The organism is Nonomuraea sp. NPDC050536, from assembly GCF_044457685.1.
GTDB lineage: Bacteria > Actinomycetota > Actinomycetes > Streptosporangiales > Streptosporangiaceae > Nonomuraea.
In genome coordinates this window covers 21903-35882 of the sequence record NZ_JBITHD010000012.1, presented here as the reverse complement: position 1 = coordinate 35882, position 13980 = coordinate 21903, and the positions used below count along the sequence as shown (strand labels likewise).

The following is a 13980-nucleotide window of genomic DNA, read 5'->3' as shown; positions in this document are numbered from 1 at the left end:
CGATGGCCCTCGACACCCTCACCCGGCCGGCCACCGCCGTACGCCGGACCACCCCTCGCAGGACTCCGCGCTGGACTCCGCTCACCGTGCTGATCGTGGTGCTGATGAGCGTCTGGGCGGTCCTCTGTCTCGGACCGCTGCTCTGGATGCTGGCCAACAGCCTCCGCTCCAGTGATGGCATCTTCCTGCACGCGATAGGCGCACCGGAGTGGGCGCGGCGCGGCAACTACTCCCAGGCCTGGCAGCAGGGCGGGATGGGCCGCGCGCTGGTCGTCAGCATCCTGGTCAACGCCGCGGCAACGCTGCTGTGCGGCCTGGTCAGCGGCCTGGTCGGCTTCGCGCTCAGCCGTGGCCGGCTGCCCTTCGCCAGACCGCTGTTCACCTTCTTCCTGCTCGGCCTGATGATCCCGACCTTCAGCCTGCTCATCCCTGTCCTGACCCAGTTCCAGAGCCTGGGGCTGACCGACAACCCGCTGGGGCTGGTGCTGGTCTACGCCGGATTCTCGGTGTCACTGGGCGTCCTGCTGTTCAAGGGCGCCTTCGACCAGCTACCCGGGGAGTACCTGGAGGCGGCGGCGCTCGACGGCGCGTCGGTGCCGTGGACTGTCATCCACATCGCCCTGCCGCTCATCAAGCCCACCATCGCCACCTTCGCCATCCTGACCTTCCTCAACGGCTACAACGACTTCGTGTTCGCGCTCGTCCTCATCGCGGGGGAGGACAACCGGACCTTGCCACTGGCGCTGCTGCAGTTCAGCGGCCAGTTCGGCACCCGGTATGACCTGGTCTTCGCGGCCGTGACCGTCTCCACGTTGCCCGCCCTCATCGGGTATCTCGTGCTGCGCCGCCAGATCCAGCAGAGCGTCGCCGTCGGCGGGCGCGTCGGCTAGATGTCCGCCTGTGAACTCATGAAGGGAACTCCTTGAAGGTCGTTCAGATCGAGACGCTGCGTCCCCGGGTGCAACCCAACCTGCTCCTGGTCCGGCTGCACACCGACGCCGGGCTGATCGGCCTGGGCGAGGCGTTCTTCGGCGCCCGCGCGGTGGAGGCCTATCTCCACGAGACAGTCGCAGGAGCACTACTCGGGATCGTCGATCCGACCCCTGAAGGCGTCGCCGCGTCGCTGGCCCCGTATGTCGGATATCAGGGGGCAGGCGCGGAGACGCGGGGCAACGGCGCGATCGACATGGCGTTGTGGGATCTGCTCGGTCAGCAAGCCGGTCTTCCGCTGGCCAGGATGCTCGGCGGCCCGGTCCGCGCCGAGATACCGATTTACAACACCTGCGCCGGCACCGGGTACGTCGGCACCAGCACCATGCAGCGTTCTGACAATTGGGGCCTTCCAGCAGAGCCCGGCCGCTACGAGGACCTGCACGCCTTCCTCAACCGCCCAGGGGAGCTGGCCAGAGAACTGCTCGCGGAGGGCATCACGGCCATGAAGGTCTGGCCGTTCGACAAGGCCGCCGAGGCCGGCGGTGGGACGCGGATCTCCCGTGCGGAGCTGGCCGAGGGGCTGGCGGTCATCGAGGCGATCCGGTCCGAGGCCGGGATGGCGATGGACGTGATGGTCGAACTGCACGGGCTGTGGACCAGGCCCGCCGCGGTATCCATCATCGAGGCGCTGACTCCGTTGCAGCCGATGTGGGTTGAAGATCCGATCCGGCCTGACGCCGTCGACGCGCTGGAGCGTCTCGCCGGGCAGATTGATGTGCCGATCGCGACCGGGGAGACCTGCGTGGGGCGGCGCGGGTTCGCGCCGCTGCTGCGTACCGGCGTGATCGACGTCGCGACCCTCGATCTGCAGTGGTCGGGCGGCCTCACCGAGGCCCGCAAGGTCGCCGCCCTCGCCGACTGCCACGGGGTCCCGATCGCTCCGCATGACTGCACCGGCCCGGTCACCCTGGCCTGCGCGGTGCACCTGGTCTGCAGCCAGCCCAACGGGATGATCCAGGAGACCGCCCGGGCCTTCCTGCGCACCTGGTACCAGGAAGTCGCCGAGGGGCTCCCGGAGGTGACCGGCGGTACGGTCACCGTGCCGACCGCGCCTGGCCATGGCGTACGGCTGACCGATCGTCTGCTGAAGGGGGATGAGGGAGTCGTGGAGCGAAGGGTCAGCGCGCTATGAGACCGACGATGCGGGCGATGCGGCTGCACGGTCCCGGCGATGTCCGGCTCGAGGACATCCGGCGCCCCCGGCCGGGCCCCGGCGAGGTCCTGATCGCGGTGGAACGGGTCGGGCTGTGCGGCTCGGACGTGGAGGAATACCGGGACGCCCCGGTCTCGGTGCCGGTGGACGAGCAGGGGCGGATCATCCCGATCGTCCTGGGCCACGAGGTCGTCGGCATCGTGGCCGAATGTCCGGGAGGAGAGTTGGCCGAGGGAACCCGGGTCGTCCCGGACGTGGTCGTCGGCTGCGGCGAGTGCTGGTGGTGCCGACGCCATGAGGAGGGACTGTGCCCGAAGCTGCTGGTACGCGGGCAGCAGCAGGACGGCGGCCTCGCCGACTTCATGATCGCCTCGGCGGCCACCTGCGTCCCCGTTCCTGATGGGGTGTCCGCCGACCGGGCGGCATTCGCGGAGCCCATCGCCGTGGCCATACGGGCCTTGCGCAAGGTGCCGGAAACGGCCGGCGCGGTGGTGGTCGTCTACGGTGTGGGCACGATCGGGCAGCTTGCCGTTCAACTGGCTGTTCATGGCCTGGCCGCTGAGGTGGTGGCGGTGGACCCCCTGTCCTCCCGCAGAGCGCTGGCCGAGGCATGCGGAGCGATCGCCGCCACGCCCGAGGAAGCCGCCGAGGTGGTGGCGTCGGTCAGCGGCGGCCGCGGGGCGGATGTCGTCCTGGAGTGCGCCGGGGTCGAGACCGCGCCGGACGCGGCCGTACGGCTGAGCCGCAGGGGCGGTACGACCGTCCTGGTCGGCTTCAAACGCGGCAGCCTGGAACTTCCGTGGATGGACGTCGTCCTTGGGGAGCGGCGGCTGCTGGGCAGCGCGGCGCACCTGTGGGACGAGGAGGTCACAGCGGCGGTCGCCCTGCTCGCCAGAGACATCATCGATCCCACGCCTCTGCACACTGGCACGGTTCCGCTCGCCGACAGCGCGGCGGCCCTGGAACGGGCGGCCACCGACCGGTCCGTCTTCAAGCTGCTCATCGCCCCTGAGAGGACCACGTGATCCGCGAACTCCACGCCGAGCTGGTGGACCCGGCCGCTGCCCAGGTGGGCGAGGCTCCCGCCTGGGACGCCGCGCACGACTGCTTGGTGTGGACCGACATCACAGCCGGGCTGGTTCACCTGTCCGACGCCTCCGGCCGGTGGCTGCGGACCTACGACGTCGGTGTCGACGTCGGCGCAGCGCTGCCGAGCGCGGCGGGCGGCTGGCTGCTGGCCTGCCAGGAGGGCTTCCGGCACCTGAGCGAGGACGGGAGCTGTCGGACGGTCCTGCCCGTGCACCCAGACCGCCCGGACCTGCGCTTCAATGACGGCAAATGCGACCCGCGCGGACGGGCCTGGGCCGGCACCATGGCCTACGACCAGACCCCGGGTGCGGCCACCCTCTACCGTCTGGATCCAGGGCCTCAGGCCGTTCCCGTCCTGCGCGGGCTCACCCTGGCCAACGGGCTGGGCTGGGCACCGGATGGCCGGACGATGTGGTTCACCGACTCCGCCACGCAGCGTGTCGTCGGCTATGCCTATGACCTCGACACCGCGACCCTCGGGCCTGAACGGGCGTGCGTGGAGATCGCGGCTGCTCAGGGCATGCCCGATGGTCTGTGCGTCGACGACGACGGCTGCGTCTGGGTGGCCCTGTGGGGAGGTTCCGCGGTCCACCGCTACACCCCCGAGGGCCGGCTGGACACCGTCGTACAGCTGCCCACCGCCCAGGTCACCTCCTGCGCCTTCGGCGGCCCCGGCCGTGCGACGCTGTACATCACCTCGGCGGTCCACCAGATGGACGCCGCCGCGCTCGCCCGCGAGCCCGCCGCCGGCGGGCTTTTCCTGGCCGCCACCACCAGCACAGGGGCTCCCGCTACGCCGTGGGCCGGGGAAGGATGACGATGCAGATCGTACGTTTCAGCCGGGACGGGGGACCTGCCCAGGTCGGGATCCTGCGCGGCGACAAGATCGCGAGCCTGCCACAGCCCGGCGGACTCTCCGAGCTGCTGGCCAAGCCACTGGAAGAGATCAGAAAACTGCTCGCGGCGGCGGACGCTGAGATCCCACTGGCGGCGGCCCGGATGCTCGCGCCGATCGACGGGCGGATGGAGGTCTGGGCGGCGGGAGTCACCTACGAGCGCTCCCGCGACGCTCGCGTCGAGGAAAGCGGCCAGACCACCGTGTATGACTCGATCTACGATGCCGACCGGCCCGAACTGTTCTTCAAGTCCCCCGCCTGGCGGGTGACGACCAACGGCGAGCCGATCGGGATCAGGGCCGACACCCGATCCTGCATTCCCGAACCCGAGTTCGCCGTCGTCGCCAACCGCTACGGCGAAATCGTGGGCGCCACCGTTTGCAACGACATGACCGCCCGGACCATCGAGGCCGACAATCCGCTCTATCTCCCCCAGGCCAAGATATTCGAGGGAAGCTGCGGGATCGCTCATGGAATCCGGCCCTGGTGGGAGCTCGCCACCCCTGCCGACCTGGCGATCTCACTGGAGATCAGCAGAGCCGGTCAGACGCACTTCGCCGGCTCCTCCAGTACCCGGCAGCTACGACGCGACCCGCAGACGCTGCTGAGCTGGCTGTTCCGCGCACAGCCCTTTCCCGACGGGGTCATCCTGTCCACCGGGACCGGGATCGTGCCACCGCTCGAACTCTCCCTCCAGCCCGGCGACGAGATCACGATCGACATCCAGGATGTGGGCACCCTACGGCAGAGCGTGCAAGGATCGCGGTATGACCGGTGATACCACGGCCCTGATCGGAGAGGACGACGGCGACCCCCGCCCCTCCGGCGAGCAACTGCTCAGCTCCCTGGAAAGCCGGCTGATCTCGGGGCGCTGGCCCGTCGGCTCCCGGCTTCCTGGGGAACGGGCACTCGCCGAGGAATTCGGCGTCAGCCGACCGATTCTGCGAGAAGCCCTCCGCGACCTCCAAACCCGCGGCTTCCTGTCCATCACCCCCGGCCGCGGCACCTTCGTACGCTCCCTGCGGCCTACCTCAGGAGAAGCCTCACTCGACCTGCTCGCCCGCGAGGGCATCGTCACCGCACGCCACCTCATCGTCGCCCGGCGCATGCTGGAATGCCAGGCTGTCGCCCTGGCCACCGACAACCACACCCCCGACGATGCGGCCCGCATGGCCGAACTGCTCAGCGCCCTGCAGGAACAGGCCCGCGACCCCTCAGCCGCCGCGGTCCTGGACGTCGCCTTCCACGAGTCGATCATCATCGCGGCTGCCAACCCGGTCCTGAACATCATGTTCGGCTCCATCCGGGCCCTGGTCCGAGGCATCGTCCTGCGCAGCCTCACCGACCGCCTCGTCAACCGCCTCGGCGTCCCACAGCACGAAGTGATCCTCACCGCCATACTCGACCGCGACCGCGAGGCCGCCATCACAGCCATGGCTGATCACCTGACCATCGCCGAACAGCACTACGGCACCGACCTGGACCGCCCCCTCGGGGAAATCCTCGAACGGCGAGCCCGCCAATTCCCGCGACTCGCCGACCTTCTCCGAGACGCCGGCCATCAAATCAAGAAAGTCACCTGAAGGCCACACGATCAGCCGCCGGCGCCCGCAGGAGACCGGCTCTGCCGCAGATTCTGCGACAGAGCCGTAAGACGAGCTCAGTTGTCATCGCCGATGGGGCGGATCTGCCACGTCTGGTGGGGCGAGCCGGCCCAGTCCCAGATCTGGATAGGAGTACCGTCTTCGCCCATGCCGCTGTAGACGGTCAGGGCCATGCTGCTGTGCTTGTCGATGATGCCGTAGTACTGCGGGTGCCGAAAATTCGTCCGTGCAGGTCACAGGGGGCAACGGGCGGTCATGCGCTTCGAGTCTGGCGGCGCGGAGGTCGCCTGAGGAACGGCGTGATGATCTATCGTGCTGCTGCGCTTGGCCTACCTCGCCGTGACGAACACGTTCTCGTTCATGCGGCTGCTGCCGGTTAGAGATCGTGACAAGGAGATCGAGATTCTGGTGCTGCGGCATCAGTTGATGGTCTTGCAGCGGTTGGCCGTGCTCGGTATCAAAGTCGCCGCCTCCACCGTGTGGGAGATCTTGAACGAGCACGGCATTACCCCGTCGCCTGAACGCGCTCACACCACCTGGGCCGACTTCCTGTACGGCCAGGCCTGCGCTCCTGGCGTGCGACTTCTTCGAGGTCCGCACCCTGACCGAGGCGCGGCTCTAGGTTTTCGCCGTCATCGAGCACGCCACCCGCCGCATCCACATCCTCGGCCTCACCGCGCACCCCACCGGTCAGTGGGTCACCCAACTCGGCCGCAACCTCCTCATGGACCTGCAAGAGGCGGGCACCACGGCCAGATTCCTCCTCCGCGACCGGGACGCCAAATTCACCGAGGCCTTCGACGCCGTGCCAGCCGACGCCGCCATCCAGGTCGTCACTACCGGCATCCGCATGCCGCGGATGAACTCGATCATGGAGCGCTGGATCCAGACGTGTCGACGCGAGCTGCTGGACCGCACCTTGATCTGGAACCAGCGTCATCTTCTCTATGCCCTGCGTGAGTTCGAGATGTTCTACAACCAACACCGACCACACCGAACTCTGGGACAGGCAGCCCCGCTCCGACCGCTCCCTGAGCCGGACACCATCCAAACCGGGATCACCCGCCTCGATATCCGCCGACGTGATCGACTCGGCGGTGTCCTCAGGGAATACCAACGTGCGGCTTGACCTGCCCGGATGATTAATCGGCACCCGCAGGGCGGACAAACTCACCGACGCCGACCGGCGGGCGCTGTCGCCACTGTTCTGGACCCACGTCAATCCGTATGGCCGGTTCGAGCTGGACATGAACAGCCACCTCGATCTGGACCTGTCCCTACGGGCGGCGGTGCCTGGGCCGCGCACCCCCGCAAAGCGAGGCAGCCACGGCCCCAGCGTGACGTTGCCCGGGGGGTGTTCAGCGCCGTGGTGTCCAACGTACGCTGCGGGCACCACGTCACGACGCGCACCATCCTCCTCACGGAGGGCCGATGGGCGAGCCGCCCGAAGTTGCACGAGGTGAAGGAGAAGCGCTTCATGTCGGGAACGGCATTTTTATTTCCAGCGATGCATGCGCAGGATCCGAAGACTCTCGGGGATTTCCGGCTGGTGGCGCGGCTGGGTGAAGGCGGCATGGGGCAGGTGTTCCTCGCCCTCTCCCCTGGCGGGCAGCCGGCGGCGGTGAAAGTCATCCGCTCGGAGTTTGCCCAGGATGCCCAGTTCGTACGGCGGTTCACGCAAGAGGTCCGCACCGCGCAGAAGGTACGCGGCGCCCACCTCGCGCCTTTGCTGGACGCCGACCCGAACGACGATCGGCCGTGGCTGGCTACCACGTATGTAGCCGGGCCATCCCTCCGGGACCTGGTGGTCAATCATGGGCCTTTGCCGACCGGTCAGGTGATGCTGCTGGCCTTCGGTATCACGCACGCCCTTGGCGACATCCACGCCGCCAACGTGGTACACCGGGACCTGAAACCCGGAAACATCCTGCTGGACGAAACCGGCGTGAAGGTCATCGACTTCGGAATCGTCAAATCCTTGACGCAGTCGGTGACATACAGCAGCCATTCCACCCGCGTCGGCACCCCGCTGTTTATGTCTCCCGAGCAGGCCATGGGCCGCACCGTCGGGCCGGCCTCGGACATGTTCGCCCTCGGCTCCACGCTGTACTTCCTCGCCACCGCCAGCGAGGCGTTCGCCGCCGAGAACGAGTGGGCTGTTGTCCACCGCGTCGTCGCCGATCACCCTGACCTGTCCCGCCTCGCCTCGCCTCTGCGCCGCCTGATCACCGCCTGCCTGAACAAGGACCCCGAGCGGCGTCCGACTCCGCAGCAGGTGCAGGCTTGGTGCGAGCAAGAGCTGGGTGACGCGCTCAGACCGGGCGCGTGGATGGGTATCACCGGCGCCCGCGAGTCGATACAGCAGCGCACCGCTGCCCTGCGCGCCATAGCCCTCCATGGTCCAAGCGCGCCCAGTACAGCAACCAGTGATCGGTCCGGCCTCGACGGGGGCGACGAAGTGAGGGTCTCGCAGGACCAAAACACCACTTCGTCGGCTCCTACTGAGGTGCTGGGCTCCCCGAAGCGGACGGTACAGGCACCGACGCGCTCCCGTCCTGCCAGAGTGGGTGGAATCATCGCCGCCCACATGACACTTATCCTCGCTGCAGCTGGGGCGCTCATTTGGGCGGCCTTCCTGCCGATTATGTCCGAGCACTGGACGGACAAATCCTCCGGCAATCAAGTGGCGCACGTGACAGTCTTCTTCCACCTGCATGATCCATGGATGCCGCAGATCCCTATCGGCGTCTCAGGAGTGGAATCGAACTGGCAATTGGCTCCGGTCGGGATCTTCGGCACGGCTCTCACGCTAGTCGCCTGCGCACTGTTCCTGCTGACTCTCTCCAAAAACCCCGAAGCCAAGCGCGTCAGCGAGATCGCACACGCGATCTACTGGTGCTGGATCGTCATCTTCGCGTTCTTCGCCTTGTTCATACTTCCGATGACTGCCGGCATCTCGATCGAGGATGACAACCCCGCATATGAGATCCGTTCCGTATTCATGCCCGGGGGTTGGCTGATGATACTGGCCAACGGCCTGATGGCGTACGCGTTCCAGCGTACGCGCGGACGGATCAAGAAACTGTTGTCTTGAGGGCTACGTTTTTGCGGCTCCTGACAGCGTTCATACCGGCACCCTCTGTTCCGGCTGCCGCCCCGTGCCTGTCGTCAAACGATCGAATGACGACAGCCATCGCGCGCGGCCAATGAACCCGGACATTCCGGGGCCTCAGGGCGGCGCCGATCCGATCAGATCCGATGGTGTTTGATGACAGGGTTTGACGACAAATAGGGTCCGATCCTCCGTACGGAAGGGCCCGAGATGGCGAACCTGGTCTACAAGCGGGTCTCGGCCGACCAGCAGTCGACCGCCCGGCAGAACCTCGTCCTCACCGAGGCCGGGATCCAGGATCCGCTTTGTCAGTGCTTGGACGGGCCTGCGATCAAGCTGGGAGCAGCCTGCCCGCCAGTCCGTTCGCCGCACCCTTCCGATGGGCTTCTGGCGGGTCTGACTTTGCCTGCCGGGTTCGGGCAGCCTACGGCCGCCCGCGCGCTAGACCGCCGCCATGCTGTCGCCATGCCGGACGCGTGCCGAAGAGCACTTTCCGAGCACCGACTCGGCCATCTTCGCCTCTCAGAAGGGAGTCGAGAATCGAGAAATCCCAGGTCGGAAGGGGTGTGGAGTGGTAGGGCGCCCGGGGCTCGAACCCGGAACCTACGGATTAAAAGCTCGATCTTGGTCTGTTCCGAGTAGTTCAATGCATGCCAGAGGCTATGCGTGGTCCTGCTTAAACGGCGTGAAACGACCTTGAACTGCGACGGAGGGTTGCAACTGAGGGGTGATCTCTTGCCGGGCGAGGTCACTTAAGTGGATCAAGGAACACGATCAGGAAGGTTGCGATCGGTCCAAGGAGTAGCGAGAGAAGCCACCAGTTGAGGCCGCTCCTTCCCTTGCCTTGCGCTAAACCGGCGTTGATTAAACTCAGCGTCATCCACCCAACCGAGTACTCGCCTACCGAATTTGGCATACACGGCATCCTGGCATGCCGAATTCTGATTCGTTTGCCAGACACGCATGCCCCCTTGGACGCGACCCGCACGCTCCCCGTCTGATCGTCGCGACGGGACGATCAGGCCCACCCCAGCCACTGACTATCTTCGGCTCATCGCGATCATCTCGGAGCCTGAGGCCCCCCGCCGGAGGCATGGTTGTACGGTGACCGCCATGGACCCGCAGTATGCCGCTGACGCTCGCCAGATATGGCAGCGGTACGTACCTCGCCGCGGCCAGGCCGACACTGTCCAAGTGTGAGCTCCTCCGAGCCGTCGAGAAGCTCCGAGATGAGGCGCTGCGCAACGGCAACATCAATTGGAGCGATAGCTTCGAGCGCCTGGTGACATTCCTTCGCTCGTGATCGAGCGAGTCACACGTGGTCACATGGAAACCGCTGTAACGGAGTTGATCCGCAACGGCATGAGTCTTGTCCCAGAATTCTGAAAACCGTCCCACGAGCTCAAGCCTTTGGTCGATCCTGGCGTCCCCAGTGCCGTCAGGAGGACCCCGGTTCCCCGCCTTATCCGGTGGGGCGGGACTGAGGAACGAAGTTCCGGGCCGTCGATCGCCCCTGGCCCTGAGCGGAGATCAGCCACCATCAGGCGATCGGGAGGGCAGCACCGATCCAGAACCGCGTCCTCGTCGAGAACTCGCTCCGCGCCCTTCGCCAAATTGTTTCAGGCTGAGGCCCGCAAGCGGCGCAGGTGGATGATGCAGGCCACGGCATGCAGCCCTTGATGCAGATCAGTTCGGCCATGCTGGCATAGATCGACGCCGTGTCCGCGTCCTTGCTTGGTGACATTGCGAGGAGGACGGGTGGATCCAGGGTTTGAGGCGGACTTTCGGGAGTTCGTCATCGATCGATCAGATGCGCTGTTCCGTACCGCGTACTTGCTGACAGGTGATCGAGACGCCGCTGAGGACTTGGTGCAGTCGGCGTTGGCGAAGACAGCGGTGAAGTGGCGCGGCCTGCGCGACCCGGCAGCCATCGAGGGTTACGTCCGCCGTGTCATGTACCACGAGCAGGTGAGCTGGTGGCGGCGCCGTTCCCGCGTTGCGGAAGTGCCCACCGGATGGCTGCCCGACCAGATTGGCGGGGGGCACGCCGAGATGGTGGACCTTCGCGTGGTGATGCGTACGGCTCTCGCCCGGTTGACACCCCGGCAGCGGACCATGCTCGTGCTCCGCTACTTCGAAGACCTGTCCGAGACCGAGATCGCCCGGCTGCTCGGCCTCAGGGTGGGGTCGGTCCGTAGCCAGATTTACCGGTCGTTGGAGCGTCTGAAGAAGGCGGCGCCTGAACTGAGCACGGTGAGGGAGTTCGGATGAACATCGAGGATCTGCTGCGCGAGACTCTTTCCGACATGGCCCATGAGGAGCAGCCGCCCCCGCCTGGCCGTTTCCTCCACGTCAACGAGAGCCGATCCCGTCGCCGCGGCCTCGCGTTGGCGGCGGCGGCAGCCGTCGCCGTGCTGGTGGCCGGATCCATGCTCGCGGTCCAGGGCTTGTCCTCGCGGACGGCGGCCCCCGGCGTTCTCACCGGGCAGGGCTCCGGCGAAACGCGTGCGGAGACCCGGATCACCGTAACGGTGAACGAAGGATGGCGGATCTCCCAGGTCTTGAAGGATCTGTCGACCTCCACCGGCAAGCCGCTGGAGGAGTTCGAGCGGGCAGCCAAGGACGGTGGGGCGCTCGGCCTTCCCGCCTACGCCAAGGGCGCGCTGGAAGGATTCGCCTTCCCCGCGACGTATGAGATCTCGCCCACATCGAGCCCCGACGAGATCCTCGCCGCGATGGTGACACGCTTCAACCGCGCCGCCGAGGACAGCAACCTGGTCGACGGCGCCAGGCGTGTCGGCCGTACGCCACTGGAGATCCTGACCATCGCCAGCATCCTCCAGGCCGAGTCGCCCAACAAGCGCGACATGCCCAAGATCGCGCGGGTCATCTACAACCGGCTGAACCACACGCCTGAGATGAAGCTGCAGTTGGACAGCACGATCCTGTACGGCCTGAACAAGTTCGCTATCAAGGCCTCGCACGAGGATCTCAAGAGCCGGTCGCGGTACAACACCTACGCGCGCCTCGGCCTGCCGCCCGGCCCCATCGGCAACCCGGGCGCCGACGCCATCGAAGCTGCCCTGAAGCCGGCCGCTGGGCCCTGGCTGTACTTCGTGACGACCGATCCGGAGAAGCGCTTCACGAAGTTCGCCGACTCAGAATCCGAGTTCTTCAAGCTGGTCGAGGAATACAACAAGAACCGCAGGAACGGGTGATGGAGTGGCGCGCCGCAGTCCTCGGTTCACCGATCGCCCTCTCCTCGTACCTCCATCGGGTCGCGACGACGCTCGGTCTGCGCGGCTGTCGCTGCATCCGTCGCGCTCCACGTACCCGACCCGCGCAGGGTCGCGGCGGTCAGACTTCCAGGGGCGGGTACTCATCGTCGTCCTTGTGCTGCCGCTCATATTCTTCGGCGGCCTCCTGGATCATCATGTCAGCGATCCGCGCGACGGGGATCGCGACCACTCCGACGATCATGATGAGCAGGCACAGCCACACCACGGGTGCGGCCACCACCGAAAGCCAGGTAGGCCCCTCCCAGAAGAGGATCGTCATGGCGGCGACCTCGCCGAGGATGAACCCGACGCTCACCGCTGCGATCGTGGTCATGTACGGGAGGTTGGCGAGCTTACGGAGGAGGGTCCGCCCGGGGACCTCGAACTCGGCCGCGCGCTGTACATCGGAGTACAACCCGCGGGGCCGCTTCTGCAGTAGCAGGCCGCCCTCCACGGCGATCGCCACCAGAAGCGTGGGGAGGACCTGGGCGGCTGTCCCGTAGAACTCCTCGCTGCCGAACATGGCGCCAGGGTCTAACGCGCGGCCGGGGTCGTCCACCTCTTGGCTCTCGCCCCGATGTGCAGCGCCCTATAGAGGTGTAGCCATGGCGATGCCGTGGCACTGCGTTGAGAGTGCGAGTGTTCGCCTGACCTGGCCTTTATACCCGCTGCCGCCCGCCGCGTGTGGCGCGTGCCGCCCCGAATTCCAGCATCGTGAAATATCGGGCAAAATTCCGGCTCTGTGGAATCTCGGCCATTGACCGCAACCGGCGACCCTCCAACGATCGAATTACAGCCTTTCGTTGGTCAGGGGTGGCGATGCAAGCCGTACGACTCCACGAGTACAACAACCGCCCGGTGGTCGAGGAGATCCCGGACCCCAAGGTCAGCGGGCCGCTGGATGTGCTGGTCGAGATCGGCGGGGCCGGGTTGTGCCGTACGGACCTGCACATCGTCGAAGGTCAGTGGGCGGAGAAGTCCGGCGTGGCCTTGCCGTACACGATCGGGCATGAGAATTCCGGCTGGGTACGGGATGTCGGCGCGGCCGTGACAGGCGTCCAGCCCGGCGACGCGGTCATCCTGCACCCGGTCGCCACCTGCGGCTTGTGCCGGGCGTGCCGCGCGGGCGACGATGTGCACTGCGCCAGTTCGAAGTTCCCCGGTATCAACACCGATGGCGGCATGGCCGAGCTCCTCCTCACCAACGCCCGGTCCGTGGTCAAGCTGGATCCTTCCCTGGAGCCTGCGGACGTTGCCGCGCTGGCCGACGCGGGCCTGACCGCCTACCACGCGGTACGCAAGGCGCTGCCGCTGCTCTACCCGGGCACGCAGGTCGTGGTGATCGGCGCTGGCGGACTGGGCCATATCGGCGTGCAGTGCCTGACCGCCATGACGTCGGCCGAGATCATCGTCGTCGACCGGTCGCCGGCGGCGCTCGAGCTCTCCAAGGGGTGGGGCGCCACGCATACCGTGCCGGCCGATGGCAGCCAGCTCCGCGCGGTTGCCGACCTCACCGGCGGGCGCGGCGCGCATGTGGTACTCGACTTCGTCGGCGAGGGAGGCACCGAAGCCGAGGGTGTGGCGATGCTGCGCCGGGCGGGCTCGTACTTCGTGATCGGCTATGGAGGCCGTATCGAGATCCCCACCATCGACATCATCTCCACAGAGATCAACGTGATCGGCAACCTTGTCGGTTCCTACAACGATCTGGACGAGCTGATGGCCCTTGCCGCGCAGGGGAAAGTACACCTGCACACCAGGAAATATCCCCTCGAAGCCGTTAACGAGGCAATGGACGACCTGGACAGCGGGCGCCTGCAAGGCCGGGGAATTCTCGTACCGATGAGGAGCTGAG

General features: G+C 66.8%; 13 protein-coding genes and 1 pseudogene. 12 read left to right on the top strand and 2 right to left on the bottom strand.

What is annotated here, in order from left to right; genetic code table 11:
• Nucleotides 1-2 precede the first annotated feature (2 nt).
• The 6 genes from ACIBHX_RS30045 to ACIBHX_RS30020 are packed head-to-tail and all read left to right on the top strand — an operon-like array spanning nt 3 to nt 5714.
• On the top strand, nt 3-890 hold the full coding sequence (locus tag ACIBHX_RS30045; RefSeq protein WP_397070665.1) for a carbohydrate ABC transporter permease: 888 nt from the start codon (nt 3-5) through the stop codon (nt 888-890).
• 32 nt (nt 891-922) lie between these two features.
• Nucleotides 923-2125, top strand: a complete 1203-nt coding sequence (locus ACIBHX_RS30040) for a mandelate racemase/muconate lactonizing enzyme family protein (RefSeq protein WP_397070664.1) — start codon at nt 923-925, stop codon at nt 2123-2125.
• On the top strand, nt 2122-3171 hold the full coding sequence (locus tag ACIBHX_RS30035) for a zinc-binding dehydrogenase (RefSeq protein WP_397070663.1): 1050 nt from the start codon (nt 2122-2124) through the stop codon (nt 3169-3171). The genes ACIBHX_RS30040 and ACIBHX_RS30035 overlap by 4 nt, the downstream gene beginning before the upstream one ends.
• Complete coding sequence (locus tag ACIBHX_RS30030) at nt 3168-4052, top strand: SMP-30/gluconolactonase/LRE family protein (protein WP_397070662.1); 885 nt, start codon at nt 3168-3170, stop codon at nt 4050-4052. The genes ACIBHX_RS30035 and ACIBHX_RS30030 overlap by 4 nt, the downstream gene beginning before the upstream one ends.
• Nucleotides 4053-4054: 2 nt before the next feature.
• Nucleotides 4055-4909 (top strand): fumarylacetoacetate hydrolase family protein, encoded by an 855-nt coding sequence (locus tag ACIBHX_RS30025; RefSeq protein ID WP_397070661.1) that lies wholly within the window; start codon nt 4055-4057, stop codon nt 4907-4909.
• Entirely contained in the window at nt 4899-5714 is an 816-nt protein-coding gene (locus ACIBHX_RS30020; RefSeq protein ID WP_397070660.1) for a FadR/GntR family transcriptional regulator, read from the top strand. The genes ACIBHX_RS30025 and ACIBHX_RS30020 overlap by 11 nt, the downstream gene beginning before the upstream one ends.
• 77 nt (nt 5715-5791) lie before the next feature.
• On the opposite strand, the pseudogene ACIBHX_RS30015 reads toward ACIBHX_RS30020, so the two are convergent.
• Nucleotides 5792-5932, bottom strand: a pseudogene (locus tag ACIBHX_RS30015) (RICIN domain-containing protein); the annotation flags it as partial.
• 527 nt (nt 5933-6459) lie between these two features.
• On the opposite strand from ACIBHX_RS30015, the gene ACIBHX_RS30010 reads away from it, so the two are divergent.
• The 5 genes from ACIBHX_RS30010 to mltG all read left to right on the top strand — a co-directional run bounded on the left by ACIBHX_RS30010 (nt 6460) and on the right by mltG (nt 12065).
• Complete coding sequence (locus tag ACIBHX_RS30010) at nt 6460-6864, top strand: integrase core domain-containing protein (protein WP_397070659.1); 405 nt, start codon at nt 6460-6462, stop codon at nt 6862-6864.
• Between the two features lie 330 nt (nt 6865-7194).
• Nucleotides 7195-8829 carry a serine/threonine protein kinase gene (locus ACIBHX_RS30005; RefSeq protein ID WP_397070658.1) on the top strand — a complete coding sequence of 545 codons (1635 nt, stop codon included), beginning with the start codon at nt 7195-7197 and terminating at the stop codon, nt 8827-8829.
• 1144 nt (nt 8830-9973) lie between these two features.
• A complete protein-coding gene (locus ACIBHX_RS30000; RefSeq protein WP_397070657.1) occupies nt 9974-10150 on the top strand; it encodes a hypothetical protein in 177 nt (58 codons plus the stop codon).
• A gap of 455 nt (nt 10151-10605) precedes the next feature.
• Entirely contained in the window at nt 10606-11118 is a 513-nt protein-coding gene (locus ACIBHX_RS29995; RefSeq protein ID WP_397070656.1) for a SigE family RNA polymerase sigma factor, read from the top strand.
• Nucleotides 11115-12065, top strand: coding sequence for an endolytic transglycosylase MltG (gene mltG, locus ACIBHX_RS29990; protein WP_397070655.1), 951 nt, complete (start codon nt 11115-11117; stop codon nt 12063-12065). The genes ACIBHX_RS29995 and mltG overlap by 4 nt, the downstream gene beginning before the upstream one ends.
• A 139-nt stretch (nt 12066-12204) precedes the next feature.
• On the opposite strand, the gene ACIBHX_RS29985 is transcribed toward mltG, so the two are convergent.
• Entirely contained in the window at nt 12205-12648 is a 444-nt protein-coding gene (locus ACIBHX_RS29985) for a hypothetical protein (RefSeq protein WP_397070654.1), read from the bottom strand.
• Nucleotides 12649-12983: 335 nt separating this feature from the next.
• Between ACIBHX_RS29985 and ACIBHX_RS29980 the strand changes: the two genes are divergently transcribed.
• Nucleotides 12984-13979, top strand: coding sequence for an NAD(P)-dependent alcohol dehydrogenase (locus ACIBHX_RS29980; RefSeq protein ID WP_397070653.1), 996 nt, complete (start codon nt 12984-12986; stop codon nt 13977-13979).
• The last annotated feature ends 1 nt before the right edge of the window (nt 13980 follow it).

Bases quoted from the DNA above. Each gene is read 5' to 3' on its own strand.
- mltG (WP_397070655.1), top strand. From the start codon at position 11,115: ATGAACATCGAGGATCTGCTGCGCGAGACTCTTTCCGACATGGCCCAT.
- ACIBHX_RS30020 (WP_397070660.1), top strand. From the start codon at position 4,899: ATGACCGGTGATACCACGGCCCTGATCGGAGAGGACGACGGCGACCCC.
- ACIBHX_RS29985 (WP_397070654.1), bottom strand. From the start codon at position 12,648: ATGTTCGGCAGCGAGGAGTTCTACGGGACAGCCGCCCAGGTCCTCCCC.
- ACIBHX_RS30035 (WP_397070663.1), top strand. From the start codon at position 2,122: ATGAGACCGACGATGCGGGCGATGCGGCTGCACGGTCCCGGCGATGTC.
- ACIBHX_RS30000 (WP_397070657.1), top strand. From the start codon at position 9,974: ATGCCGCTGACGCTCGCCAGATATGGCAGCGGTACGTACCTCGCCGCG.
- ACIBHX_RS30045 (WP_397070665.1), top strand. From the start codon at position 3: ATGGCCCTCGACACCCTCACCCGGCCGGCCACCGCCGTACGCCGGACC.
- ACIBHX_RS30025 (WP_397070661.1), top strand. From the start codon at position 4,055: ATGCAGATCGTACGTTTCAGCCGGGACGGGGGACCTGCCCAGGTCGGG.
- ACIBHX_RS30010 (WP_397070659.1), top strand. From the start codon at position 6,460: ATGGACCTGCAAGAGGCGGGCACCACGGCCAGATTCCTCCTCCGCGAC.